This is a genomic window from Humibacter albus DSM 18994, assembly GCF_000421825.1.
GTDB lineage: Bacteria > Actinomycetota > Actinomycetes > Actinomycetales > Microbacteriaceae > Humibacter > Humibacter albus.
In genome coordinates this window covers 224,363-249,984 of record NZ_ATXT01000013.1, presented here as the reverse complement: position 1 = coordinate 249,984, position 25,622 = coordinate 224,363, and the positions used below count along the sequence as shown (strand labels likewise).

Genomic DNA, 25,622 nt, shown 5'->3' with positions numbered 1-25,622 from the left:
GGCCCCCACTCTTGATCAAGGAGCGCCCATGACCAGTGCCGCAGTGCACATCGAAGGGAAGCCCACGGCGAAGACGCCGCAGGCACCGAAGAAGGACCGACGCCGAGGCATCCGCAGCCCCTACCCCTCCTGGTTCTACATACCAGCCGGGGCGCTGTACCTCATCTTCTTCGCGGTGCCGACGTTCTCGTCGTTCTACTTCGCACTGACGCGATGGACTCTGTTCAGCCAGCAGTTCATCGGGTTCGGCAACTTCGTGCAGTTCTTCCAGACCCCGGCGCTGACGCAGGGGTTCATCAACACGTTCATCTACGGATTCGTCACGTCCGCGGCAAAGGTCATCCTCGGACTGGCACTCGCACTGCTTCTGACGAACCCGATCTTCGGACGCGGATATCTGCGCGCCGTCGTGTTCTTCCCAGTGCTGGTCTCGACAGTCGGCGTCGGCCTGACCTTCAAGGCGTTGCTCGACCCGTTCCACGGCGTCGTCAACCAGGTGCTGGGCTTCTTCCATCTTCCCCAGCCGGGGTGGTACACCGATCCGCATCTCGCCCTGCTGACCGTCGCGGGAGTCGACATCTGGAAGGGCGTCGGAATCGCGACGCTCATCTTCATGGCGGGCATCGTCGCCATTCCGAGCGACTACTTCGAGGCTGCTCGCGTCGACGGGGCAGGGTCGTTCAAGGTGTTCCGCAGCATCACGCTCCCGCTCGTCCGCCCCGCGATGGCGACCGTCATCATCCTCTCGCTCATCGGCGGTCTGCGATCCTTCGACCTGATCTGGGCCATGACCAACGGCGGCCCTGGCTTCTCGAGCGACGTCATCGCATCCGTCATCTACAAGCAGTATCAGGCCGGGTTCTTCGGCCTCTCCACGGCCGGCAACGTCATCCTCTTCCTCGTGGTGACCGCGATCATGGTGCCCGTGCAGTGGTTCCTCAACCGGAAGGAGGCGGACCTGTGACCGTCACCAGAGCGATCACCACCGCAAGCGCGAACCCCGGCGAACGCCGGCGCGGACCGCGCCGTCCGATGACGTTCCGTCGGTTCACACGCAAGTACCTGATCGGCATCATCGCCATTCTCGTGTCGATCATCGTGTTCCTCGTGCCGTTCATCTTCATCTTGCTGCAGGCCGTGAAGGACCCGAAGGAAGCCGGTCTGATGGGGCTCGACTGGCCGACGACGTGGCAGTTCGGTCAGAACTTCTTCGAGGTCATCCAGACGAACAACTACCAGTTGCTCGCGGCCTTCATCAACAGCATCGTGCTGACCGTCGTCAGCGTCGGCATCATGGTCGTCTTCTCGGCGATGGTCGGCTACCTGCTGCACCGCAAGCGTTCGAAGATCAATCCGATCGCGAACTTCCTCGTGCTCGCCGGCCTGATCGTGCCGCCGGCGGTCGTGCCCACCATCTGGGTCTTGCAGGGCCTCGGCATCTTCGACACGCTGACCGGGATGATCCTGATCGAGGCCACCCTCGGGCTCTCGTTCGCCATCCTGCTCTTCAGGGCGTTCGTCGCCACCATTCCGCGGGAGCTGGACGAGGCCGCGATCATCGACGGAGCCGGACCGATGCGCCTGTTCTTCCAGGTCATCCTTCCGTTGCTGAGACCGGTGGTCGTGACGGTGATCGTCGTGCAGGCCGTCGCGGTATTCAACGACTTCACCGGCCCGCTGTACTTCCTGCCGAGCAGCGACAACCCCACCGTGCAGCTGACGCTCTACAACTTCCAGAGTCAGTCGGTGAGCCAGTACAACCTGCTGTTCATGAACATCCTGCTCATCACGATCCCGCCGCTGATCATGTACATCTTCTTCAACCGCCAGATCGTCGCGGGCATGACGAGCGGAGCGGTCAAGGGGTGAGGCCCTCGCGGGCCGCGACGCGTCGACCCTCGTTTCGAAGTCAAAGAATGTTCAGGCGCTCGACGCATTCCGCATTTTTCGACTTCGAAACGGGATGTGGGCGGAGGGATGCGACGCGCGCGGTCCGGCGTCAGCCGGCAACCGGTCAGGAGGCGACGGTGGACTCGCGCACCACGAGTTCGGGCTGGTAGACCACCTGCTGCGGTTCGAAGCCCTCTCCCTGGCTCGCCTCGCCGAGCAACAGATCGACTGCGGTGCTCCCGATCAGGGCAGCGGGCTGTCGCATCGACGTGAGCGGCACCGTGGTGGTCTCGGCGAAGTCGATGTCGTCGTACCCGACGATCGCCAGATCGTCCGGCGGGCGCAGACCCGCCGCCAGCGCCGCCTGCAGGGCGCCGATCGAGACGAGGTCGTTCGCGGCGAACACCGCGTCCGGCCGGTGAGAGGGGTGACGGGCGACCAGCGCCGCCGTCGCCTCGACACCGGCGCGGACCGTGAGTGACGATGTCGGCACGTACTCGAGAGCCACTTCGGCCCGCTCGGATGCCGCGATGCGGGCCCCGGCGAGGCGATCGGCCACCTGCCTGATGGATGTCGGTCCCCCGACGAACGCGATGCGGCGCCGTCCGGTCTCGATCAGGTGTTCGACCGCGGCACGACCACCGGCGATGTCGTCGACGGCGACGGAGGAGAAGCTCCGATCCGGCGCCTCGCGGTCGACGAGCACGACGGGAATGCCGCGATCTCGCGCCCGGTGCAGACGCGGAAGGTCGTCGGAGGCCGGGCTGATCAGCACGCCGTGCACGCGCTGCTCCTCGAACAGGTCGAGATAGCTCGCCTCCCGAACCGACGACTCGTCGCTGTTGCCGAGCAGGATCGAGAACCCGTCGTCGCCGGCGCGCTTCTCGGCCCCACGGGCGACGTCGGTGAAGAACGGGTTGCCGACGTCGAGCACGATGAGCCCGATGCTCCTGCTGCGTCCGGCACGAAGCTGCCGGGCGGCGTCGTTGCGCACGAACCCGAGATCCACGATCGCGGCGTTGACTCTTTCCATGGTGGACGCGGCGACCAGATCGGGCCGGTTGAGCACGTTCGATACCGTCCCGACCGAGACGCCCGCGGCGACGGCGACATCACGCACACTGACCATGCGCACCTCCTGTCGGCGAGGAGCACCACCTTGGCGATGTGGCACCGCGCGACGACTCATTCTCACGACTGAAACGAATCATCTCACGGCCCGGCCGGTGAGAATCGGCGAATGACGCTTCCCGTCCATTCTCGCTTCGCCGATCGGTATCGGGCTGCGGCGCCGGGCCGAACCTGCCTGGAACAAACGGCTCGACGAGCCGCAGGCGGAGCGCTGAGTTGTCTCGGCGAGCGCGACCCGAGACCAGGAACCGCCGCGGCGATTCACTGTCGGGGACGCGGAAAGTGGTACTCGAAGTGCCACGCGAGGTATTGCGCGCTCGGGCAACGTATGAAACGATTCAATAACTCGTGCCGCACGCGGCTCGATCTCGCTCAGCCGGATCAGCCCCGCTCGCCCGGCGCGGGTGTACCAACCTCATGCACCATCTCACGGCTCGCGTCGTGACCGAGGCCCACGGTGTCGTGGGACAGTCAAGAAAGGCAATGGCATGACGATCCCGTCGACCACTCTCGAGCTCCTCGCCAGGCAGGCGATCGAACTGCCCAGCTGGGCGTTCGGAAACTCGGGCACTCGGTTCAAGGTCTTCGGCTCCGCGGGAACGCCCCGCGACCCGTTCGAGAAGATCTCCGACGCCGCGCAGGTGCACAAGAACACCGGCTTGGCGCCCTCGGTCGCACTCCACATCCCGTGGGACAAGGTCTCCTCATACTCCGACCTGAAGCGCCACGCCGAAGACAACGGCGTCAGCCTCGGCACGGTGAACTCGAATACGTTCCAGGACGACGACTACAAGCTGGGCTCGGTGACGCACTCCGATCCGCGCATCCGCCAGAAGGCGATCGATCACCACTTCGAGTGCATCGACATCATGAACGAGATCGGCAGCCGCGACCTGAAGATCTGGTTGGCCGATGGCACCAACTACCCCGGTCAGGACGACATGCGTGCACGGCAGGACCGCCTGCACGACTCGCTCTCGAAGATCTACGAACGGATCGGCGAAGGCCACAGGCTCGTTCTCGAGTACAAGTTCTTCGAGCCCGCGTTCTACCACACCGACGTGCCGGACTGGGGCACCTCCTACGCCCAGGTCAGCGCGCTCGGCGACCGCGCCGTCGTGTGCCTCGACACCGGCCACCACGCCCCCGGCACGAACATCGAGTTCATCGTCATGCAGCTGCTGCGCCTCGGCAAGCTCGGCTCGTTCGACTTCAACTCGCGCTTCTACGCCGACGATGACCTCATCGTGGGTGCCGCCGACCCGTTCCAGCTCTTCCGCATTCTGCTCGAGGTGATCCGCGGAGGCGGCTACGCCAACCCCGACGTCGCCTTCATGCTCGACCAGTGCCACAACATCGAGAAGAAGATCCCCGGCCAGATCCGCTCCGTGCTCAACGTGCAGGAGATGACCGCCCGCGCCCTCCTCGTCGACCGCGACGCCCTCACCGCGGCGCAGAAGGCCGGCGACGTGCTGACCGCGAACCAGATCGTGATGGATGCCTTCTACACGGATGTGCGTTCGGACCTCGCCGACTGGCGGGAGTCTCGCGGGCTCCCCCGCGACCCGATGGCCGCGTACGCGGCATCCGGCTACCAGGAGAAGATCGAGCAGGAGCGCGTCGGCGGCACCCAGGCCGGGTGGGGTGCGTGACCGAGCGGATCTGCTTCACCCTCTCGCTCGACCCGTCGCTGATCGACGAGTACGTGCAGGCGCACCGTGCGGTCTGGCCCGACATGCTCGCAGCGATCGAGCGCAGCGGGCGCCGCAACTACTCGATCTTCATCGACGAGGACGGGACCGTCGTCGGCTACTACGAGACGGACGATGACGAGGCCTCGGCACGCATCCTCTCCCTCGACCCGATCGCGGCGAAGTGGGAGGCGCAGTCCGCCCGCTTCTTCGTCGGTCTCGACGGCAGGCCCGACGAAGGAGCCAGGCAGCTCCGCCCCGTCTTCAACCTCGAACAGCAGCTCCATGAACAGCAGCTCAATGAATTAGGAGAACGATCGTGACCGTCGTGCACGACCTCATCTCGCGCAGCAACCGCCTCGGCGCGAACCCGCGCAACACCAACTACGCGGGCGGCAATACGTCGGCGAAGGGTACCGAGACCGACCCGGTCACCGGTGAGAACGTCGACCTGCTCTGGGTGAAGGGCTCCGGCGGCGACCTCGGGACGCTCACCGAGAAGGGCCTGGCCGTGCTGCGGCTCGACCGCGTGCGCGCGCTGCCGGACGTCTACCCGGGAGTCGAGCGCGAAGACGAGATGGTCGCCGCGTTCGACTACTGCCTGCACGGCAAGGGCGGCGCGGCGCCGTCGATCGACACGGCCATGCACGCGCTGGTGGATGCCGCGCACGTCGACCACCTGCATCCCGATTCCGGCATCGCGTTCGCGACGGCCGCCGACGGCGAGCGCCTCACGAAGGATGCCTTCGGCGACAAGGTCGTGTGGGTTCCGTGGCGTCGTCCCGGCTTCCAGCTGGGGCTGGACATCGCGGCGATCAAGCGCGACAACCCGCTGGCCATCGGCTGCATCCTGGGCGGCCACGGCATCACGGCCTGGGGCGACACGTCCGAGGAAGCCGAGGCCAACTCGCTCTGGATCATCGAGACGGCCGCGAAGTACATCGCCGAGCACGGCCGAGAGGAGCCGTTCGGTGCCGTCATCGACGGCTACCAGCCGCTGCCCGAAGCGGAGCGGCGTGCGAAGGCAGCCGCCCTGGCGCCCGTGCTGCGCGGACTGGCGTCGAGCGACCATCCCGTGGTCGGCCACTTCACCGACAGCGAGGCCGTGCTCGACTTCGCGAGCCGTGCGGAGCATCCTCGCCTCGCGGCGCTCGGCACCAGCTGCCCCGACCATTTCTTGCGCACAAAGGTCAAGCCGCTGGTGCTCGACCTGCCGGCGGATGCCTCGATCGAGGACTCGATCGAACGCCTGCGTTCGCTGCACGAGGAGTATCGCGCCGACTACACGGGCTACTACGAGCGGGGCGCCGCCGCTGCTCGTGCCCGCGGCGAGGAACCGCCCGCGATGCGCGGCGCGGATCCCGCGATCGTGCTCATTCCCGGCGTCGGCATGTTCAGCTACGGCGCCGACAAGCAGACGGCACGTGTGGCCGGTGAGTTTTACGTCAACGCGATCAACGTGATGCGCGGCGCGGAAGCGATCTCGTCGTACGCGCCGATCGACGAAGCCGAGAAGTTCCGCATCGAGTACTGGGCTCTCGAGGAGGCGAAGCTGCAGCGCCGACCCAAGCCGAAGCCGCTCGCGACGCGCATCGCGCTCGTGACGGGCGCGGCGTCCGGCATCGGGCTCGCGACCGCGAAGCGCCTCGCCGCCGAGGGGGCGTGCGTCGTGATCGCCGACCTCGATGAGGCGAAGGCGTCAGCCGCCGCCGCAGAACTCGGCTCGAGCGACGTGGCGGTGGGCGTGCAGGCCGATGTGACCGACGAGCGCCAGGTGCAGGCCGCCGTGGATGCCGCGGTGCTGGCCTTCGGCGGTGTCGACATCGTGGTGAACAACGCCGGTCTCTCGCTGTCGAAGTCGCTGCTGGAAACGACCGTCGCCGACTGGGATCTGCAGCACAACGTGATGGCGAAGGGCTCGTTCCTCGTCTCGCGCGCCGCGGCGAAGGTGATGATCGAGCAGGGCATCGGCGGCGACATCGTCTACATCTCGTCGAAGAACAGCGTCTTCGCCGGGCCGAACAACATCGCCTATTCGGCCACGAAGGCAGACCAGGCCCATCAGGTGCGACTGCTGGCCGCCGAGCTCGGCGAGCACGGCATCAAGGTGAACGGCATCAACCCCGACGGCGTGGTGCGCGGCTCCGGCATCTTCGCCGGCGGCTGGGGTGCCAAGCGGGCCGCCGTCTACGGCGTACCGGAGGAGAAGCTCGGTGAGTACTACGCGCAGCGCACGCTGCTGAAGCGCGAGGTGCTGCCGGAGAACGTCGCCAATGCCGTGTTCGTGCTCTGCACCGGTGACCTCGACCACACGACGGGCCTGCACATCCCGGTGGACGCCGGCGTCGCCGCCGCGTTCCTGCGCTGAGGACGCCCGCATGACGTCCACCACGGTCGCCGCCGTCGACCTCGGCGCCACGAGCGGCAGAGTGATGCTGGGCCGGGTGTCGGATGACGGCATCCGGCTCGAGGAGTCCGCGCGGTTCGAGACCGGCGCCGTGCGACGCGTGGACGGCTGGCACTGGGACTTCGCGCAGATCTTCCGCCACCTCCGCTCCGGCCTGCGCACGGCCGCGCGCACCGAACGCCTCGACGCGGTCGGGGTGGATGCCTGGGCCGTCGACTACGGACTGGTGCGGAACGCGGCGCTTCTCGGCGAACCGTTCCACTACCGCGACGATCGCACGGAGCGTGCCATCGAGTGGGTGCACGATCGCGTTGCCCCCGCCGAGCTCTTCGAGCGGAATGGGCTTCAGTTCCTCCCGTTCAACACGCTGTACCAGCTCGCGGCCGAACGGCTGGGCAGCCGGTTCAGCGCACGGATCGACCGAGCCGAACGCATCCTGCTCATCCCCGACCTGGTCGCAGCCCTGTTGACCGGCGTCGAGGCGAGCGAGCGCACGAACGCGTCCACAACCGGTCTGCTGAACGCGACGACCCTCAACTGGGACGACGATCTCCTCCATCGACTCGACCTGAAACGGGAGCTGTTCGCGCCGCTCGTCGATCCGGGGACCGAGATCGCCCCGCTCGCGGACGCCGGCGGAGCACCACTGTTCACCGTCGGGTCTCACGACACGGCCTCGGCCGTCGTCGGCGTGCCCGCCACCGACCCCGACTTCGCCTACGTCAGCTGTGGCACGTGGGGCCTCGCCGGGCTCGAGCTCGACGCTCCGGTGCTCACCGAGGCGGCTCGCGAGGCGAGGTTCACGAACGAGCTCGGCGTAGACGGCCGTGTGCGCTTTCTGCACAACGTGATGGGGCTCTGGATTCTGAACGAGTGCCTGCGGTGCTGGCGCGCCCAAGACGGGACGGCCGACCTGGGCATGCTGCTCGAACAGGCATCGAACGTGGATGCCTGTGTGCCGCTCTTCAACGTCGACGACCCGTCGTTCCTCCCGCCCGGCGACATGCCCGCCCGCATCGACGAGTGGTTCGCGAGCCGCGGACGGCGTGCGCCGGCAGGGAGGGCGGAGGTGGTCAGATCCATCATCGAGAGCCTCGCCCAGGCGTTCGCGGACACGATCGAGACCGCCGCGGCACTGACGGGCCGTGCTGTCTCGGTGATCCATGTCGTGGGCGGTGGCAGCCGCAATGACCTGCTCTGCCGCTCACTCGCGGACCGCTCCGGACGCCGCGTGCTGGCCGGGCCGTCGGAGGCGACCGCGCTGGGCAACGTGCTCGTGCAGGCGCGGGCGATCGGCGCCGTCACCGGCAGCCTGGACGCGCTCCGCGCCTTCGCCGCGCGATCCTTCGCCCCGCGCACGTTCGAACCCCGCCTGAAGAGCACGCGATGAAGCACCACGAGGCCGCCATCGCTCGCTTCGTCTCGCTCGCCGAGAACGACGCCGACACGGTCGCCGTCGTCGTCGCGGGGTCCGTCGCCCGCGGCGAGGAGCGAGCGGACTCCGACGTCGACCTCTATGTGGTCGTCACCGCGGATGCCTATGCCCGCGCCGCGCAGGCCGACCGCCTCATGTACGTCTCCGATCGCGACGTGGACTACCCGGGCGGATATTTCGACGTCAAGGTCATCACCCGCGGCCTGCTCGACCACGCGGTCGAGCAGGCCGACGATCCGATGCGGGCGAGCTTGAAGGGCGCCCGCATCGTCTTCAGCCGGATCCCCGAGCTCCAAGACCTCGTCGCACGCATCGCGAACAGCACCGACGTCGACTGGGACGCCCGGGTCGCTTCGTTCCTTGCGCAGGCTCGACTGCACGGCGGCTACTTCTTCGAGCAGGGCGTGATGCACGGCGACCCGATGCTCACGGCGCATGCCGCCGTGCATCTCGCCTTCGCCGCAGCGCGGGCCCTGCTGGCCGATGCGCACGTGCTCTTCGCCGGGCCGAAGTACCTGCGCGACGCCGTCGCAGCCCTCCCCGGCATCCCCCGCACGTTCACAGATGACCTGACGGAACTCGTGACCCGTCAGACCACGGATGCCGCGCGTCGCGTGCTCGCCGAGCTCGAGTCGCGTCTCGGTGAGCGCCTCGAGGCGGACGCCACGCTCACGACCTTCATCCGCGACAACGAGCTCGCCTGGTTCACCCGCGTTCCCCCGCCCGAGTATCAATGACGATCCACCACGACAACGCGCTACCCGCAAGACCGAAGGAGTAACAATGCCCACGAACGTCGCATCGCTTCGCGCAGAGCTGCGCATCGACAGCACCGACGTGGCCACCGCCTCACCGCGCATCACCTGGACGACGGAGTCCGACTCGCCGAACTGGCGACAGGCATCCGCCGAACTGGAGCTGGACGGCGCGCAGACGGCCACCATCGCCGGACGCGAGTCGGTGCTCGTCCCCTGGCCGTTCGACCCGATCGCGCCCCGCAGCGAGCACACCCTGCGCGTGCGCACCGCCGGGGAAGACGGCGGCACCTCACCGTGGAGCGAGCCGCTCACCATCGTCGGAGGTTTTCTCCGCGAAGGCGAGTGGACGGCATCCATGGTCGGCCTCGACGCCGAGGGCGAGGCGAAGCCGGCCCTTCTGCGACACGACTTCGAGGTCGCCGGTCCCGTCGCCAAGGCGACCCTGTACGCGACGGCGCACGGCGTCTATCAGGTGCGGCTCAACGGCGAGAAGGTCGACGACCAGATCCTGAAGCCGGGCTGGACCGCCTATCGGTTCCGTCTCATCCACGAGACGACGGACGTCACGGCGCTCGTCCGCAGCGGTGCGAACGCGATCGGCGTCGAACTCGCCGGCGGTTGGTACACGGAGCGGTTCGGCTTCGGCGGCTACGGCCGGCCGTTCTACGGCGAGCGCCCGGCCGCCGCCGCGCAGCTCCTCATCGAGTACGAGGACGGCGCGCAGGAATGGATCGTGACGGATGCCTCCTGGCAGGCCACCGGCGACGGCCCGCTTCGCGCAAGCGGCATCTACTACGGCGAGGACTACGACGCCCGCCGCGAGATCGCCGGCTGGGCCGAGCCCGGATTCGCAGCGGACGGTTGGACACCGGTACGCGTGGACGGCGAGACCTCGCCGACCCCCACTCCTCGGGTGGCGCCCGCCGTGCGCGCGATCCAGGAGCTCCGGGTGGCGGACGTGCTCACCTCGGCCAGCGGCAAGCAGATTCTCGACTTCGGCCAGAACATGGTCGGCCGCGTGCGACTCCGTGTGAGTGGCGGGGCCGGGACGACCGTCACGATCCGGCACGCCGAGGTGCTCGAACACGGCGAGCTCGGCGTGCGGCCGCTGCGGCACGCCCGCGCCACCGACACCTACGTGCTGCGCGGCGACGCCGACGGCGAGACCTGGGAGCCCGAGTTCACGTTCCACGGCTTCCGGTACGTCGAGGTCACCGGGCTGCCCGAGCCCATCGAGCCGGCCGACGTCGTCGGCGTCGTGATCCACAGCGACATGGAGCGCACCGGCTGGTTCGAGAGCTCGCACGAGTTGTTGAACCGCCTGCACGAGAACGTGGTGTGGGGCATGCGCGGCAACTTCCTCTCACTGCCGACCGACTGCCCCCAGCGGGACGAGCGGCTCGGCTGGACAGGCGACATCCAGGTCTTCTCTCCGACCGCCAGCTTCTTGTTCGACACCGACGGATTCCTCACCTCATGGCTCCGCGACCTCGCGGTGGAGCAGAAGGCGGCGAACGGGGTCGTGCCGTTCGTCATTCCGAACGTGCTCGGCGACGCCTCAACACCCGCGGCGGCCTGGGGCGATGCGGCGACGGTGGTGCCGTCGGTGTTGCACGAGCGATTCGGAGACGTGCAGGTCGTCGAGGAGCAGTTCGACAGCATGAAGGCCTGGGCCGACACGCTGATCTCGATCGCCGGCGATCGGCTGCTGTGGGAAGAGGGCTTCCAGTTCGGAGACTGGCTCGATCCGGCTGCCCCGCCCGAGGATCCGGCTGCGGCGCTCACCGACGCCGACGTGGTCGCCTCGGCGCACCTGTACCGCTCGACGAAGCTGGTGGCGGATGCCGCGGCGCTGCTGAATCGCGACGACGTCGCCTCCGAGTACGGCACGCTGGCCGCCCGCATCAAGAAGGCGTTCCTCGCCGAATACGTCACCGAGAACGGCCGCTTCATGTCGGACGCGCAGACCGCGTACGCGATGGGCATCATGTTCGGCCTCTACGAGACGGACGAGCAGCTGTCGACCATGGGCGACCGCCTCGCTCAGCTGGTGCGCGCGAACGGCTACCGGATCGGCACCGGCTTCGTCGGCACTCCGCTCATTGCGGACGCCCTCACCGAGACCGGGCACGTGGACACGGCGGCCCGACTGGTGCTGCAGACCGAGAACCCGTCGTGGCTCTACCCCGTCACGATGGACGCGACGACCGTCTGGGAGCGCTGGGACAGCATGCTCGAAGACGGCACGATCAACCCGGGCGAGATGACGTCGTTCAACCACTACGCGCTGGGCGCCATCGCCGACTGGCTGCACCGCTGCGTCGCCGGGCTGGCGCCCGCCGAGCCGGGCTATCGCCGCCTCTCGGTGCGGCCGCAGCCGTTGGCGGGCCTCGATCATGCGTCCGCCACCTTGGCGACGGCGTACGGTACCGCGCGGGCGGGCTGGCACCGTCAGGGTGACAACGTGGTGGTCGAGGTGACGGTTCCGGCCAACGCCGAGGCCGATGTGGTGCTTCCGGACGGATCGCAGCACAGCGTCGGATCGGGCGCGCACAGCTGGACCTCGGTGGCTCCGGTGCCGGTTCGCGACTTCGCTGCGGTGAGCCGCGAGACGACGCTCGACGTGATCATCGACGACCCCGAGGCGTACGCGGTGGTCAAGGATGCGCTCGCCCGAATCGACACCGAGGCCGCCCACGCCTTCGCCACGAGCACGTGGACGAAGGCGCGCAAGCTGGGCGATAAACTCCGGCACATCCCGCCCGCGCAGAGCGAGGTGGTCATGGCCGCGGTGGCCGAGCTGAACGCCCGCCGGGACCGCTGACGCCCCTCGCACGGGTGGTGGCTTTCGTACCGCCGGCGGTCATACGCTGATGACCGCCGGCGGCGAAGGGGGACTCGATGAGCGCTGCGACGCACACTTTCAGCAAGGGCTTCTCGTCGAACGAGGGTTTCGACTTCGACATCCGGGCGGTGCTCGGCGCCGCGGCGTCGGGCGCCTCCGATCCGGGCGAGGTGCTGGCCGCGGTCGACGGCATCGCTCCGAAGAACGATCGGGCGTGGTTCGAAGCCTGGACACGGCTGGGCGACCGCGTGGCCGGCATCGGGAGCGGATGCCTCGAACGCGGGCACGCGGCGAGCGGAGCGGCGGCGTGGTTGCGGGCATCCACGTACTACGGCGTCGCCGTGAACGCGGCATCGGCGCTCGATTCCGCCGACGAGCTCGCGCACGTGTTCCATCAGCACCGCGAGGCGTGGGACCGCTTCGTCGACGCCACGCCGCTGGCGGAGACCTCACGGGTGTCGATCCCGTACGAAAACACGAGCCTGCCGGGTTATCTCTTCCGGCCGCGCGGGGCATCCGGAGCGCTACCGCTGCTCATCGGCACGAACGGCAGCGACGGGTCGCTCTCCTCGATGTGGGCCACATGCGCGTTCGGCGCCCTGCAGCGCGGATACGCCGTGCTGCTCTACGACGGACCGGGCCAGCAGACGATGCTGTTCGACGCCGGCACGACGTTCCGCCCCGACTGGGAGGCGGTGCTCACGCCGGTGCTCGACTTCGCGCTCGCACTCGACGACACCGACCCGAAGCGGATCGCGGCCTACGGCATCAGCCAGGCCGGTTACTGGGTGACGCGGGCGCTCGGGTTCGAGCACCGGTTCGCGGCCGCGATCGTCGATCCCGGCGTGGTGGATGTCTCCACCTCCTGGTCCGATCATCTGCCGAAGAGCATGCTCGAACTTCTCGACAAGGGCGAGAACGACAAGTTCGACCGGGACATGGCCTTCGGCCTGAAACTGCAGAAGGATGCCGCCAGAACGTGGGCCTTCCGCGCTCGCCCCTACGGGCCGCGCGGCTACGCAGAGACGCTCCACGAGGTGCGGCGTTACAGGATCGACGAGGATGTCGCCGCGCAGATCACGACGCCGCTCCTGATCACCTGGCCCGAGCGCGAGCAGTTCTGGCCCGGCCAGTCGGAGAAGCTCGCCGCACTCACCCCGTCGGTGTCGACGCTCGTGCCGTTCACCGCCGCCGAGGGCGCCGACTTCCACTGCGAGCCGCTGGCGCGAGCGCTCGTCGACCAGCGCATGTTCGACTGGCTCGACGAGCGGCTCGCGTAGCGGGCGACCTTTACTTCACCTGGTCGTAGATCTCGAACTCGAAGATGCGCGCGACGTCGACGTTGTCATGCGAGCACTTCGTGATGTAGAGGCGCACCTGGTCTGCGGAGTGCTCCTCGAGGGCGACGCTCGCCGTGCGCAGAGCGTTGTCCTTCACCGTGCCCACGGTCGTCCAGTCGCCCGAGCCCTCGCGCACCTGTACCTCGAAGTCGACGACGCGCTGCTTCTCGTCGGGGCCGCTGTTCACGCGGACGAGCTTCGGCACCGTCACCCCGCCTCCGAGTGTGACGGCGATGGTCGGGGCCGCGTCGTCCTCCGCGGAGAGCCAGCGGCTGGCGTTGTCTGTCGCGTTCCCATCGACCGCCTTGCTCCCCGGGTATTTGGTCGCATACGTCGAGCTGACGTCGACCTTCTGGTTCAAGGCGAGGTTCGGGCCGGCCGGCTCGTAGATCAGAGGGACCTTCCACTCCACAGGATCGCTCACTCCCGAACCACCGCCCGGAAGTTCCGTCGCGATGCTGACCTCGATCACATTGGGCGTCGTGATCTTCGTGAGGTCGAGTTGCGCAGTGAAGTCATAACCTTCCTGCGCGTCGGTCTGAGTCCATCCCGTGTCACCCTTGACGCGCCACTGCGCCCGCGAGGTGACCGTCGCGAAGTACGACCAGCTCACAGTCGGCGTCAGGTACTCGCCGCTCACCGTCAGCTGGCGCAGCTCCGGACCCTTCGGGTCATCGGCCAGCGTGAAGTCGACCGAGAACACCGTCATCCCCTGCGCGGGCACTGTCGCCGTCCACGCATTGTCGCCCTTCTTCGCCGCAGTGCTCTCCAGCGTGCGCGTGCGCCCCCACGAGGCGATCTTGCCCTGTTCCACCGCACGCGAATCGAGTGTGACCGTGCCACTCAACGCGCGATCCGTCTGGTTGAGTGCCAGCACGTACAACCGCTTGCCCGACACCGCACGAGCCGTCAGCCAGTCGATGTCCGGCTTGTCGATGCTGACGAGCTGCCGAGGCGCCCAGAGCTCCGCCTTCTCGCCGAACACCGTTCCCGCGGCGAACCCGTAGGGCTTGTGCGAGCCGACCTTGGCCGTGCAGAACCCGCCGGGGAACGAGACCTTCCCCTTCGAGCGCAGGTGCGCCTCCTGCACCAGATAGTCGGTGACCCACCCGATGTGCCACCAGCCGTGCCAGGGGAACTGGCTCGCCCCGGTGTTGCCCGTTCTCCAGTAATACGACGGGATGCCGCTGACCGGGTCGACGAAGGCGTCACGTCCGCGCGCTGCCGCTCGCGCCAGGTCGAGGAAGATCTTCTCGTCGGTGAGCTCGTAGAACCTGACGAACGCGCCCGCATGGCTGGTGAGCAGGATCGGGCCGTTCCGGTTGGCGCTCCCGTCGTATCCCGCATGCTCGAAGTTCAGTCCGACCTGGCTCGTCTTCCAGTCCGGCATGTCCGTGCCGTGGAAGTTCTTCGTCTTCGTGGTCGGGATCGGGTGGTCGTAGATGTGGAGGAGGTAGACGTGCGCGGCCTGCACCGCGGCATCCCGGTACTTCTTCTCGTGAGTGATCTCGTAGAGGTCGAGGAGCGACTGTGCCGCGAAGATCACCGCGAAGTCGGTGACGAGGTGCGTGTCGTCGCACACGCCGAGGTAGTTCCCGGTCGCGACCGCGTTCTTCACGAACCAGTCGGCGCCCTTGCGTGCCGCGCGCAGGTACTTGGCGTCGCCGAGGACGCGGTACGCACAGAGGAAGCCGTACCAGGTCGTGCGATAGTCCTTCAGTTCCGGGTACCTGAGCTTCGTCGGGGTGTCTCGCACGTATCCGACGTCGAATCCGCCGTCGGCATGCTGCCACGACAGGAGCTTGTCGGCGGCGAGCCGCAGCCGCTTCTTCAGCTCCGTGTCGTCCTTCGAGAACAGCAGGATGTTGCCCACGTCCGAGAGCGTGTAGAACGTCGTGAAGATGGGAGACACATAGTCGTCGCCGCTCCGGCTCGCCCAGACGATCTCGCTGACGAACGCGTCGTCCTTGAAGTACTCGCCGAGTGCCGCGCCGCCGAAGGGGCCCGAGGAGGTGTCCTGCTGCGCCAGCTTGAAGTTGCGCACGTACGGCAGGCGGTCGTTGACGATGATCGGGTCGTCGGTGAGCTTGGCCATCATCCACATCGCGCCGACGTCGGACGGCTTGCCGCTCTCCGCGCCGAGGGTCAGGCCGTCGAAGTCCCAGGTGTGCCACTTCGAGTCGGGGAGCACGACGAAATCATGCATGCGGTTGATGCGGTGCGACAGCGAGTCCTCGGCCTTGGCGAGGTCGAGATACTTGCCCACGCCGTAGACATCCGTCATCACGTCCGCGGGAATCTGCTCCCAGCTGCCCTCGCGCAGGAGGTAGCGGAAACTCGCCTCCAGAGTGTCCCCAGCCTTCAGGTGCGACCCCTCCTGCCCGAGGACCGGGTAGATGACCGTCGGCGACAGCGCTCCGGAGAGGGCGCGCAGCGACGCGCCCACGTGCCAGGTGCTCAGGGTCGTGGCATCCGACTCCCATGGATCCCGCGCGAGGCTCGGATCCGCCACGGCCGCGATGCTCAGGCCGTCGCGCCCGTTCTGCACGATCGCCGTCAGGCTCGTCGTGGTCACCTCGGTGGTAACCTCCGGAACGATCGGCACGCCGAACTGGTAGTGGTAGGCGAGCTCATCATCCTTCTCGATGGTCGACGCGTTCCAGTACCCCGGAATGACGCCCCACTTCAGGTCGCGGTCCCTGGTGGTGGCCAGCACGGGCGACGGGATGCTGTACCAGCCGTCGGTGGACGCCGTGAACGTCATCGAGACGATCACGTCTCCATTCGACACCCACCACTTCGACGTCAGCGGGCCGAGGTGGGTCTTCGAGGTGAAGGTGACATCGCGCCCTGAGCTGGTGGCCTTCAGCGGAAGGAAGTCGAGGTGGTTCCCGACCGAGACGCGACGCACGGCAGCCGCCGTGGGTGCGTCCCCTTCGGGCGCGTACCAGAGCGAGTGCTCGCCCGAGGGCGATTCCGCCTTGACCCAGCCTTTGTGCCCGCGCCGCTGCAAGGTCTGAAGGCTCCAGCCGTCCCTGCTGCGTCGCCAGGTGAGCCTGGTGGAATGGTCCGACAGATTCACGACGTCATTGCCGCGCTGGTCCGCGAACGCCGTCGACGGAAAGGCGAGGCCGATGCCTGCCGCTCCCGCCGTGATCGCGGAGTATTTCAGGAAGTTGCGTCGTTCGATGGGTCTGCTCTGAGGCATCGTGCTCCCTTTCTTCGTGCCGTCTGTCTTGCCTGATTCGTGGTGTTGCGCTCTGTGGTCCTGCTCGGCGTGGCGGTTCTGCTCGGTGGTGGGGTTCTGGTCGGTGGTGCGGTTCTGGTCGGTGGTCCGGGCTCTCTTCGTCGCCCTGCTTGGCCGATGCTGGAACGTCAGTAGACGCGCAGCGACACGATCCGTGCCTGCCTGGCGCCGTTGGTGGCCAGGATCCGCACCCTCAGGGCGCGTGTCATCGCCGGGTCGATCTCGTGTCGGCGGTGCCGGCGCCGGTTCGCCGTGACAGTCGCGACCTCGCGCCAGCCGTCGTCCCCGAGCACGTCGACGGCGTAGTCCCTGGCGAGCTCGGGGAAGGCGCGGTCGGGGGTGCGGTGATGATGCAGCGTATTGAGCTCGACATCCACGTCGTCGTCGAAGACGAGGTCGATGCTCGACACGGCCTGCTCGTCGTCCCAGTCCAGGCGCAGCCATTCGGGTTCGATGAAGTCACGGGGTGCCGAGACCCAGAGCTGCGGGCCGCCATACGGCCGCTGGTAGCCGCCCACGGCCTTCTGCGGCTCGAACGCGCGCGTCGCCGGTTCCACGCGCACCCTGGCGGTCGTGCCGCGCAGTGGTCGCGCCGGCCAGGCCACGATCGGCTCGGCCTCCTCGATGGCGACGTTCTGATCGCCGTCCGCTCCCGGGGTGTGCGGCAGCACGAGCACGCCCGGAACCTGGGTCCGCCTGGCGTGCACCTGCACGTCGTCGACCGCCTTGAGGACGACGACCAGGTTCTCGGGGCTTTCCGGATGCCACGCCGCCGGGATCTCCACCCACTGCGGCTGGTCATCACCGCCCACCGGCACAGTGAGCTCCCGCTCAAGGTTGAGAGGCACCCAGTTCTGCGGCTTGCCGGTCGTCCAGAACTCGACCTGCAGCGACACGTCTTCCCGGGACGTGACCAGCACCGACAGCGAATCCAGCACCGGGTCCACCGGCACGATCGTCGCCAGGTCCGCGTCGAGCGGAATCGTGACGCATTCGGAGTCGGGGTCCGCAATCGCCGGGTCGATGTCGGCGAGAAAACTCGACGCGCTGACGGATGCGGCGCGCGCCTTGTCCGCCGCGTCCTCGTTCCTGACGCCGAACACCGACGCGTCCTGCTTGAGCAGCAACTGCCGCAGCTCCGCGGCGTGCGATCTCGCCAGCTCGCGGGGACGCACGCCGAGGTCGAGCGCGAGCGCTGCACCGGTTCCGGCCGCCTCTCCGCCGACGCCGCACGTCGCCATCACCCGACTGGATCCCAGCGCAACGTGCGAGGCGGAGATGTCACGGCCTGCGAACAGCAGATTGGCGATGTTGCGGGAGTAGTAGCTGCGGAACGGGATGCCGTAGATGCCGTCGGAGTAGCGCTGATGAGCGCCTGGCTCCTTCGCGTACATGCCCTCGACCGGGTGCAGGTCGATCGACCAGCCGCCGAAACCGACGGCGTCGTCGAAGTCGGTCTGGCCGAGGATGTCGTTCTGGTTCAGCACGTGGTCGCCGAGGAACCGGCGGTACTCCCGCTTGCCCGGCAACGTTCCGACCCATTCCAGGTCGAGGTTCTCGGCGTCGAACCTGCCGGAATTCTTGATGTAGTCCCAGATGCCGAAGATGACCGAGCGCAGCTCGTCCCTGATCCGTTCGTTGTCGCGCACGATGTCGAGCTCGCCGCCCCATTCGATCCACCAGTAGTGCGCGCCGCTGTCTCCGCTGCGGATGACGCGCGAGACCGGGATGGGCGTGTTCGTGATGTCCTTCGTCGATTCCGGAGGCACGAACTCGACCGGATGCCCGGCATCCTTCGTGTAGAAGAGGATCGTCGAGCCGAGGAACTCGCGCAGCGCGGTCTCTGGCGCCCAGCTCTCGTCGTACTCGTCTCGGCCCTCCCGGCCCAGCCGGTACTCCGCGCCGGCGAGGTGGCCGATGAGCCCGTCACCGGTGCAGTCCAGGAAGTACGGGCTGGTGAACGTCGTCTCGATCTCGGAGCCCATCGTCCAGCCGCGGGCACTCAGGATGACACGCTCCCCGTCGCTCTCCCCCATCACGATGTCCCGCACGTCGGTGTTCAGGAACAGGTGGATGTTCGGCTCCGCACGCACGGCATCCAGCACCACCTCGTCCCAGTGAATGGGGTTACCGTCGGGGTTGCGGTACTGGTTCTCGACATAGAGCTCGCCGATCACCCCGGTCTCGCGGGCGAAACGCTGCACGCCGTGCGCGGTGGCGCCGACGACCCAGACCCTCACCTCGGAAGACGAGTTGCCGCCGAGCACCGGGCGGTTGTTGATCAGGGCCACGGACTTGCCGAGCCGCGCCGCGCTGATGGCGGCGCACACGCCCGCCAGGCCTCCGCCGATGATCGTGATGTCGTGCTCTACGCTCTGCTGGTACATGTCTTCCCGGTAGTGGTTTCGTGGTCGGCCGCTGTCGGCGGCCATCGCCGGCGTCTAGCGGCGCGTTCGGGCGCACCGAACGCGGTGCCGCGGCACTCGTGGCGCCGCGACACCCGCTGTTCGGCTGCGAGCTAACGCGTGTCAGGCATCCATGAGCTTCTGCACCGCCTCACCCGCGGCCTTCATGGCATCCTTCGGCGATGCCTTTCCGATCAGGACCGCCTGCACCTGGTCGGCGATCTCGGTCTCCATCTGGCCGTACTGCGGGAACTTCCACAGCGGCTCAGCACTGGCGTTCGCGGTGACCCGCTTCGTGAAATCGCTGACGAACGTGTCGTCGGCCACGGCGCTCGACGCGAGCGCCTTCTTCGTCGTGGGCGGCAGTCCGAGCTTCGAGAAGTAGCTCAGCGTCTGCTTCTCGTCGCTGGTCAGCCACTGTGCGAACTGCGCCGCGGTGTCCGCGCCGTCGCCGTCCACTACCGTGACTAGGTGGCCCCACAACACCTCGACCGGGGTGTCACCGTCGGCCAGCACGGGCCGTGCCATCGACGACATCTTGCTCGCCAGGTCTTTGTCGGGCGAGGACTGCACCACGCCCGCCTTGCCGACCGGCGCGTCGTCGTAGATCGCCGTCTTGCCCTGGGCGAACAGAGTGCGCGCCGCCGCACGGTCCACGTCCGGTGCGATGAGCCCGTCGTCGTACAGCTTCTTGTACCAGGTGACGGCCTTGACGGACTCGTCGTCACCGATCGTGCACTTCTTGCCGTCGATGAGCGGCGAGCCGAACGTCTGCATCCAGACGAGGATGTCCTTCAGCTGTGCCGCCTTCGTCGACGCCGCGTACGGGATCATTCCGCCGCCGAGTCCCTTGAGCGAGCGCAGCTGGTCCTCGAACTCGTCGATGGTCGTCGCCGGCTTCGAGATCTTCGCCTTCTCGAGAATCTCGGTGTTCGTGATCAGTCCGATCGCCGCGATCGTCCAGGGCAACCCGATCTGCTTGCCGTCGACCTGGCCCGCCTTCAGCGCGGCCGAGGTGTACCCGCGACCGGATGCCACGGAGCTCAGGTCCTTGAGCTTGCCGAGCGCCGCGAACCCGGACGCCCACGCCACGTCGAGCTGCGCCGCTCCGGCGAACTGGCCGCCGCGCACCTGCAGCGTCATCTGGTTCAAGTAGTCGTTGTAGTCGTAGCTGGGCGTCTTGATCTTGACGTCCTTCTTCTTGGCGAACGCGTCGATCGCGGCACCGAGAGTCGGCTTCGTCGCCTCCTCCGACATGCCCCAGGAGGCGAACGAGAAGTTCGTCGGGGCGCCCGAGCCGCCTCCGCTCGAGCCTCCGCTGCCGTCGCCGGAGCATCCGGCGAGCGCGCCGGCGAAGGCGACTCCGCCGAGGCCGACCGCGGCGAAGCGGAACATGTCACGTCTGCTGAATTCTGTGGTCATGATTCTCCTTTGAATGGAATGCGAGGGGGAAGGGAGTGTTCTCGGATGGTGCGTCTCGATGTCGCGAGCCGGGGCAACGCGCTCCTCGGTGTCGCGGGTACGGGTGTCGCGGGTGCGGGTGTCGTAAGTCGGGGCATCTGCAGTCCTATCCCTTGACCGCACCGGCGGTGACGCCGCCGACCAAAAAGCGCTGCAGCGCGATGAACGCCACGCTGACCGGAACGGACACCACGAGGGATGCCGCCATCAGGGCGGGCCACGCCGTGCTCGATTCGGTGATGAACATGTTCACGAGCCCTGGCGGCAGCGTCTGCTTCTCGGGGCCGGCGAGCGTGAGGGCGAACATGAAGTCGTTCCAGCCGCGCACGAAGGCGAAGAGACCGGATGCCACCAGGCCCGGAGCCGCGAGCGGCAGTATCACCGAGTGGAACGTACGCCACGGCCCGGCGCCGTCGATCTTGGCCGCCTCGATCAGGTCGTCGGGCAGCGCGTCGAAGAAGCCCTTGAGCATCCACACGCACAGCGGAAGCGTGAACGTGGTGAACGAGAGGATGAGCGCGAGGTAGGTATTAAGCAGGTTGAACTGAGCGAACACGACGTAGAGCGTGACGAGCAGCAGTGCCTGGGGGAACATCTGGCTCGAGAGCACGAAGTACATCAGCGACTTGCGCCCGCGGAAGCGGAACTTCGAGAACGCATAGCCCATGTACATCGAGACCGCGACGGACAGAAGCGTCGTGATCACCGAGACGATCACGCTGTTCTCCAGGTACCGGAAGATCGCGGGCGTGCGGAAGATCTTGAGGTAGTGGTCGAACGTGATCTCGGTGGGGAAGAGCCGCGGCGGATAGCTGAACGCTTGATCGTTCGGGGTGACCGAGGTTACCGCGAGCCAATAGAGAGGAAGGAACGCGAACAGCGCCAGAATCACCAGAGCGATCCACATGCCCCAGCGTGGGCGTCGACGCTTTCCCGTGCGGCCGGGGCGCGGTGGGCTCGTGAGTTCGGCGGCGAAGGCCGTCTCGGTGTCGAGCGCGGTCATCGGGTCTTCTCCTTCTTCACAGCGCGTTCGCTCTTCTCAGCCGTGGCGCTCTTTTCGCCGCGTTCGCTGAACGTCACGTAGACGACGACCAGGATCATGAGCAGAACCATCCAGAGCAGGCCGAGCGCCCCCGCGTGCCCGAGGTCGTAACCCTTGAAGGCTGTGTCGTAGACCTCGGTGGCGAACGTCTGCGTCGTTCCTGCCGGGCCTCCGCCGGTCAGGACGAAGATCGTGTCGAAGTGCTGGAAGTTCCAGATGAACTCGAGCAGCACGACGAGCCCCGCGATCCCGCGCACGTGCGGCCAGGTCACGGTGAAGAAGCGCCTTATCGAGCCGGCGCCGTCCATGGCGGCCGCCTCGTGCAGTTCGACGGGGACGGTTTGGAGTCCGGCCAGGAGCATCACCATCATCCAGGGGAAGGAGTTCCACGACTTGGCGATGATCAGGGCGCCGCGCGCGGCATCCGTGTTGAACAGCCACGCGATCGGGTGGTCGATGAGGTGCAGTTGCTGCAACACCCCGTTCAGCACTCCGTAGTTGCCGTCGAAGATCCACATCCAGAGGAAGGACACGACGACGCCCGGCACCAGCCAGGGGATCAGGAACGCGCCGCGGAGGACGCCCCGGCCGCGGAAGCTCTGGTTCAGCACGAGCGCGAGCGCCATGCCGAGCACGAACGAGAGCACCGTCGACCCGATCGTGAAGATGAGCGTCTGACCGAGGAGGGGCGCGAAGTCGTCGCCGAGGGCATCCAGGATGTTGTCGAACCCGACGAAGGTCATGCCCGGGTAGATCAGGCTCTCTTTGAAGAAAGCCGAGACGAGCGAACGCACCAGCGGGTACAGAACGATGGCGAGGAGCAGCACCAGGCCGGGCAGCAGCAAGAAGAAGATGAAGCTCTTGTCGCTCAGCCGGCTGCCGCGATTGCCGCGATCGCCACTCGAGTCCGCGGTCGGCTGAGGCGGGTGCACCCCGGGCCGAACATCCGTCGTCGTCACTGGGGCTCCTCATACACGCCGTTGTTCGTTGGGGCATCACGCTACCACCAAGCAGGCAATGATTACCACCCAGCGGTACGATCAATTCGTTGAGCGGTATTGGATGCCCTTTCATCGATCAGAGGATGGCGCGGACCGCTAGTGTGAGCGAATAAGCGGCCTCGCCGCGGTCGGAGCTGGGAGAAAGGACGGCGGACGTGGCGGCAGAGATCCACCAGAGCATCCAGCGTGCGGCATCGGTGCTCGACGCGTTGGGGCAGTCGGAGACCGGACAGCTGCGGGCATCCGATATCGGACGCACGATCGGGCTCGGCCCATCGACGACGGCTCGACTCCTCACGACGCTGGAAGAACTGCACTACGTGAAGAAGGAGCCCGACGGCCAGCTCTACTCGATCGGCTCGGCGATCTTCGCGCTGTCGAGCCAGGGGCTGAACCAGAACCCCGTGCACCGCGAGTCGCGTGCAGCGGCTCAGGAACTCGCCCAGAAGGTGGGACTCAGCGTCAACGTGGGCGTTCGTGACGAGACTTCGGTGATGTACCTCTGCCACTTCGAGGGTGCACTGGCCCCGAAGTCGCACACCATGGTGGGCATGCGACAGCCGCTGCACGCGTCAGCACTCGGCAAGTGCCTCCTGCTCGACCTCTCGCAGCAGGAGCGGATCGACCTCCTCGGTGAGGAGCTGCCGCGCTTCACGGCGAACACCATCACCGACCACACCGCGCTCACGAAGGAGCTTGCGAAGTCGGCGGACCGCGGTACTTGCCTCGAGGATCAGGAGCTCGCGCTCGGCCGCGTCTGTGTGGCGGCGCCGATCCGCAACGCGAGCGGCAGGGTGATCGCCGCCATCTCCATCTCGGGCCGGCTCACAGTGATGCGCGACCACGATCTCGAGTCGCTGTCAGAAGAGGCGATCGAGACGGCCGACCGCATCAGCGTCGGTCTCGGCCTCATCTCGGCGATCCCGGCGTAGCGCCGGGGCCGTCAAACATACGAATCGGGCCGAGACGCACCGCGTGGAGCGGCGTCTCGGCCCGATTCGTATGTCTCACGGACGAAGGCGGCGGGGGACGAGCCCGCCCGGGGTCCGCAGGTCAGAAGACAGGTGCAGCGCTACGCGGTCTGCGCCTCGCGGTGCGGCAGCCGCCACTCGGGGCGCACGTAGTGGCAGGTGTACCCGGCCGGGTACTTCTGCAGGTAGTCCTGGTGCTCCTCCTCGGCCTCCCAGAAGTCGCCTGCCGGCTCCACCTCGGTGACGACCTTGCCCGGCCAGAGACCGGAGGCGTCCACGTCGGCGATGGTGTCGCGGGCCACGCGCTCCTGCTCCGGCGAGGTGTAGAAGATCGCCGAACGGTAGCTGCGGCCGATGTCGTTGCCTTGACGGTTCTTCGTCGACGGGTCGTGGATCTGGAAGAAGAACTCCAAGATCTCGCGGTAGCTGATCACGTCGGGGTCGAAGACGATCTCCACGGACTCCGCGTGGTCCCCGTGATGCCGGTACGTGGCATCCGGCGTGTTCGCATCACCGGAGTACCCCGTGCGCGTCGAGATCACACCCGGCTTCTTGCGCAGCAGTTCCTGCGCACCCCAGAAGCATCCGCTCGCCAGAATCGCTCGCTCGGTCGTCATGATCGAAGTCTCCTCACTCGTCGGCCGTCTCATTCTCGGTCGGATGCCTCAGTGACGGCTGCGAGGCATCCGTTCGCCGACGTCGTGAGAGACAACACAGACGCCTCGACGAAAGTTCCCACCCGAAGGGGCGGCAACACGTATAGAACAGAACACGGATAACCGAGTCGAGGGGGTCTCGTGGGCACGTTCATCCTGAGGGTCGTCGTCGGGCTGCTGTTCGTCGGGCACGGGCTGCAGAAGCTGGCCGGTCTGTTCGGCGGCGGGGGCATCGAGCAGACCGAGAAGATGATGGATGCCCTCGACATGCATCCCGTCGGCCTCCAGGCGCGCGCAGCCGGGCTCGCCGAGACTGCCGGAGGTGCCGCCCTCGCACTGGGCGCCGCCACGCCGCTCGCGTCGGCCGGGCTCATCGCCACGATGTTGACGGCGGTGCGCAAGGTTCATGCCAAGAACGGGCTCTGGAACGGGAAGGGCGGCGTCGAGTTCAACCTCGTGATGATCGCGGTGGCGGCCGCTCTCGCGGAGAAGCCGGGACGGGCCTCCGTGGATGGCGCGTTCGGGCGCTCGCGCTGGGGAACGGGGTGGACGGTGTTCGCGCTGCTCGCCGGCGCCGCCGGGTCTGCGCTGGCGATCGCCGCCGGCAAGCGGTTCGCTCCGGCGGGCGGCATCGGCGACACGGCGGGCGCGACATCGACCGTCAGCGACTCGGCCGAGTCGTCGACGAACGATGAGACCGATTCCTCTGACGACTGGGACGATCTCGACGACGAGGAGAGCGACGAGTAGCGCTGCACTGCAGACGCTGACGTCGTCGCCGACGCCGCATCGCCAGAGCGGTACGCGGTCGGCGCTTTCCTCCCCCTGCCGCCGCACGCACACTCACTCCACACGCGGCCATTGTCGACCGCTGCGCTCCTCGATGGTGCGGTTGAGCTTCTGCAGCAGAGTCGCGAATCGCTCCCGATCAGCTCTCGGCCAGTCTTCGACGATGACGGCGAGCGAAGCGCGACTGGCGGCGCGCTCCTCGGCCAACGCCGCCGCGCCCGCCGGAGTCAGCCGGAACTTGCGCGCGATGCCGCCGTCGGACGCGGCGATGCGTTCGGAGTGGCCGCCACGCACCAGCGCCGCGGTCTGGCGATTCAGCGTGGATGCATCGAGTCCCGTCACCGAGACCAGCTCTCCGATGCTCATCGGCCCGCCCACTTCGAGCAGATTGAGCAGCGTGTAGGCGCTCTGGTCGAGTGTGCCGCCCGAGCGGCGTGAGCGCCCGGGCAGCGTCATGAGGTGGCGCCCGAAGAGCATCGTCTCGTATTCGATGACGTCGATCGGGTCGCGCTTCATGACTTCATGCTCGCAAAGAATTCAAAATGTGCATCAT

Annotated in this window: 19 protein-coding genes; 11 read left to right on the top strand and 8 right to left on the bottom strand. The window is 67.3% G+C overall.

The features are described 5' to 3' along the window. Nucleotides 1–28: 28 nt before the first annotated feature. Nucleotides 29–964: a carbohydrate ABC transporter permease gene (locus tag H623_RS0105860; RefSeq protein ID WP_022900014.1), complete on the top strand. Its 936-nt coding sequence runs from the start codon at nt 29–31 to the stop codon at nt 962–964. Then, complete coding sequence (locus H623_RS0105855) at nt 961–1,869, top strand: carbohydrate ABC transporter permease (protein WP_022900013.1); 909 nt, start codon at nt 961–963, stop codon at nt 1,867–1,869. Before H623_RS0105860 ends, H623_RS0105855 begins: the two co-directional genes overlap by 4 nt. A 145-nt stretch (nt 1,870–2,014) precedes the next feature. Here H623_RS0105855 and H623_RS0105850 read toward each other — a convergent pair whose 3' ends face one another. Next, nucleotides 2,015–3,019, bottom strand: coding sequence for a LacI family DNA-binding transcriptional regulator (locus tag H623_RS0105850; RefSeq protein ID WP_022900012.1), 1,005 nt, complete (start codon nt 3,017–3,019; stop codon nt 2,015–2,017). Between the two features lie 490 nt (nt 3,020–3,509). Here H623_RS0105850 and rhaI point away from each other — a divergent pair, with 490 nt between their 5' ends. The 7 genes from rhaI (at nt 3,510) to H623_RS0105815 (ending at nt 13,437) form a co-directional block, all read left to right on the top strand. After that, a complete protein-coding gene (rhaI, locus tag H623_RS0105845; RefSeq protein ID WP_022900011.1) occupies nt 3,510–4,673 on the top strand; it encodes an L-rhamnose isomerase in 1,164 nt (387 codons plus the stop codon). After that, entirely contained in the window at nt 4,670–5,035 is a 366-nt protein-coding gene (locus tag H623_RS18110; protein WP_022900010.1) for an L-rhamnose mutarotase, read from the top strand. Before rhaI ends, H623_RS18110 begins: the two co-directional genes overlap by 4 nt. Then, complete coding sequence (locus tag H623_RS0105835; RefSeq protein ID WP_022900009.1) at nt 5,032–7,080, top strand: bifunctional rhamnulose-1-phosphate aldolase/short-chain dehydrogenase; 2,049 nt, start codon at nt 5,032–5,034, stop codon at nt 7,078–7,080. The genes H623_RS18110 and H623_RS0105835 overlap by 4 nt, the downstream gene beginning before the upstream one ends. A gap of 10 nt (nt 7,081–7,090) precedes the next feature. Continuing rightward, on the top strand, nt 7,091–8,509 hold the full coding sequence (locus tag H623_RS0105830; RefSeq protein WP_022900008.1) for a rhamnulokinase: 1,419 nt from the start codon (nt 7,091–7,093) through the stop codon (nt 8,507–8,509). Then, nucleotides 8,506–9,291: a nucleotidyltransferase domain-containing protein gene (locus H623_RS18105; protein WP_022900007.1), complete on the top strand. Its 786-nt coding sequence runs from the start codon at nt 8,506–8,508 to the stop codon at nt 9,289–9,291. Before H623_RS0105830 ends, H623_RS18105 begins: the two co-directional genes overlap by 4 nt. A 46-nt stretch (nt 9,292–9,337) precedes the next feature. Next, entirely contained in the window at nt 9,338–12,136 is a 2,799-nt protein-coding gene (locus H623_RS0105820) for an alpha-L-rhamnosidase (protein WP_022900006.1), read from the top strand. Nucleotides 12,137–12,213: 77 nt separating this feature from the next. Continuing rightward, complete coding sequence (locus H623_RS0105815; protein ID WP_022900005.1) at nt 12,214–13,437, top strand: alpha/beta hydrolase family protein; 1,224 nt, start codon at nt 12,214–12,216, stop codon at nt 13,435–13,437. 10 nt (nt 13,438–13,447) lie between these two features. Here the strand turns inward: H623_RS0105815 and H623_RS18100 are convergent, their stop codons facing one another. The 5 genes from H623_RS18100 to H623_RS18095 all read right to left on the bottom strand — a co-directional run bounded on the left by H623_RS18100 (nt 13,448) and on the right by H623_RS18095 (nt 22,611). Continuing rightward, nucleotides 13,448–16,705 carry a discoidin domain-containing protein gene (locus H623_RS18100; protein WP_022900004.1) on the bottom strand — a complete coding sequence of 1,086 codons (3,258 nt, stop codon included), beginning with the start codon at nt 16,703–16,705 and terminating at the stop codon, nt 13,448–13,450. A gap of 167 nt (nt 16,706–16,872) precedes the next feature. Then, nucleotides 16,873–19,176, bottom strand: coding sequence for an FAD-dependent oxidoreductase (locus H623_RS0105805; RefSeq protein WP_245558908.1), 2,304 nt, complete (start codon nt 19,174–19,176; stop codon nt 16,873–16,875). Between the two features lie 96 nt (nt 19,177–19,272). Then, on the bottom strand, nt 19,273–20,571 hold the full coding sequence (locus H623_RS0105800; RefSeq protein WP_022900002.1) for an extracellular solute-binding protein: 1,299 nt from the start codon (nt 20,569–20,571) through the stop codon (nt 19,273–19,275). 145 nt (nt 20,572–20,716) lie between these two features. Beyond that, entirely contained in the window at nt 20,717–21,613 is an 897-nt protein-coding gene (locus H623_RS0105795; RefSeq protein ID WP_022900001.1) for a carbohydrate ABC transporter permease, read from the bottom strand. Continuing rightward, on the bottom strand, nt 21,610–22,611 hold the full coding sequence (locus tag H623_RS18095; protein ID WP_022900000.1) for a carbohydrate ABC transporter permease: 1,002 nt from the start codon (nt 22,609–22,611) through the stop codon (nt 21,610–21,612). Before H623_RS18095 ends, H623_RS0105795 begins: the two co-directional genes overlap by 4 nt. Before the next feature lie 197 nt (nt 22,612–22,808). Between H623_RS18095 and H623_RS0105785 the strand changes: the two genes are divergently transcribed. Beyond that, entirely contained in the window at nt 22,809–23,585 is a 777-nt protein-coding gene (locus H623_RS0105785) for an IclR family transcriptional regulator (RefSeq protein WP_022899999.1), read from the top strand. 140 nt (nt 23,586–23,725) lie between these two features. Here the strand turns inward: H623_RS0105785 and msrA are convergent, their stop codons facing one another. Further along, on the bottom strand, nt 23,726–24,241 hold the full coding sequence (gene msrA, locus H623_RS0105780; RefSeq protein ID WP_022899998.1) for a peptide-methionine (S)-S-oxide reductase MsrA: 516 nt from the start codon (nt 24,239–24,241) through the stop codon (nt 23,726–23,728). A gap of 180 nt (nt 24,242–24,421) precedes the next feature. On the opposite strand from msrA, the gene H623_RS18090 reads away from it, so the two are divergent. Next, nucleotides 24,422–25,030, top strand: a complete 609-nt coding sequence (locus H623_RS18090; protein WP_022899997.1) for a DoxX family protein — start codon at nt 24,422–24,424, stop codon at nt 25,028–25,030. A 93-nt stretch (nt 25,031–25,123) separates the two neighbouring features. On the opposite strand, the gene H623_RS0105770 is transcribed toward H623_RS18090, so the two are convergent. Next, the gene (locus H623_RS0105770; RefSeq protein WP_022899996.1) at nt 25,124–25,585 is read right to left on the bottom strand and encodes a MarR family winged helix-turn-helix transcriptional regulator; all 462 of its coding nucleotides are present in this window, start codon (nt 25,583–25,585) and stop codon (nt 25,124–25,126) included. Between the last annotated feature and the right edge of the window lie 37 nt (nt 25,586–25,622).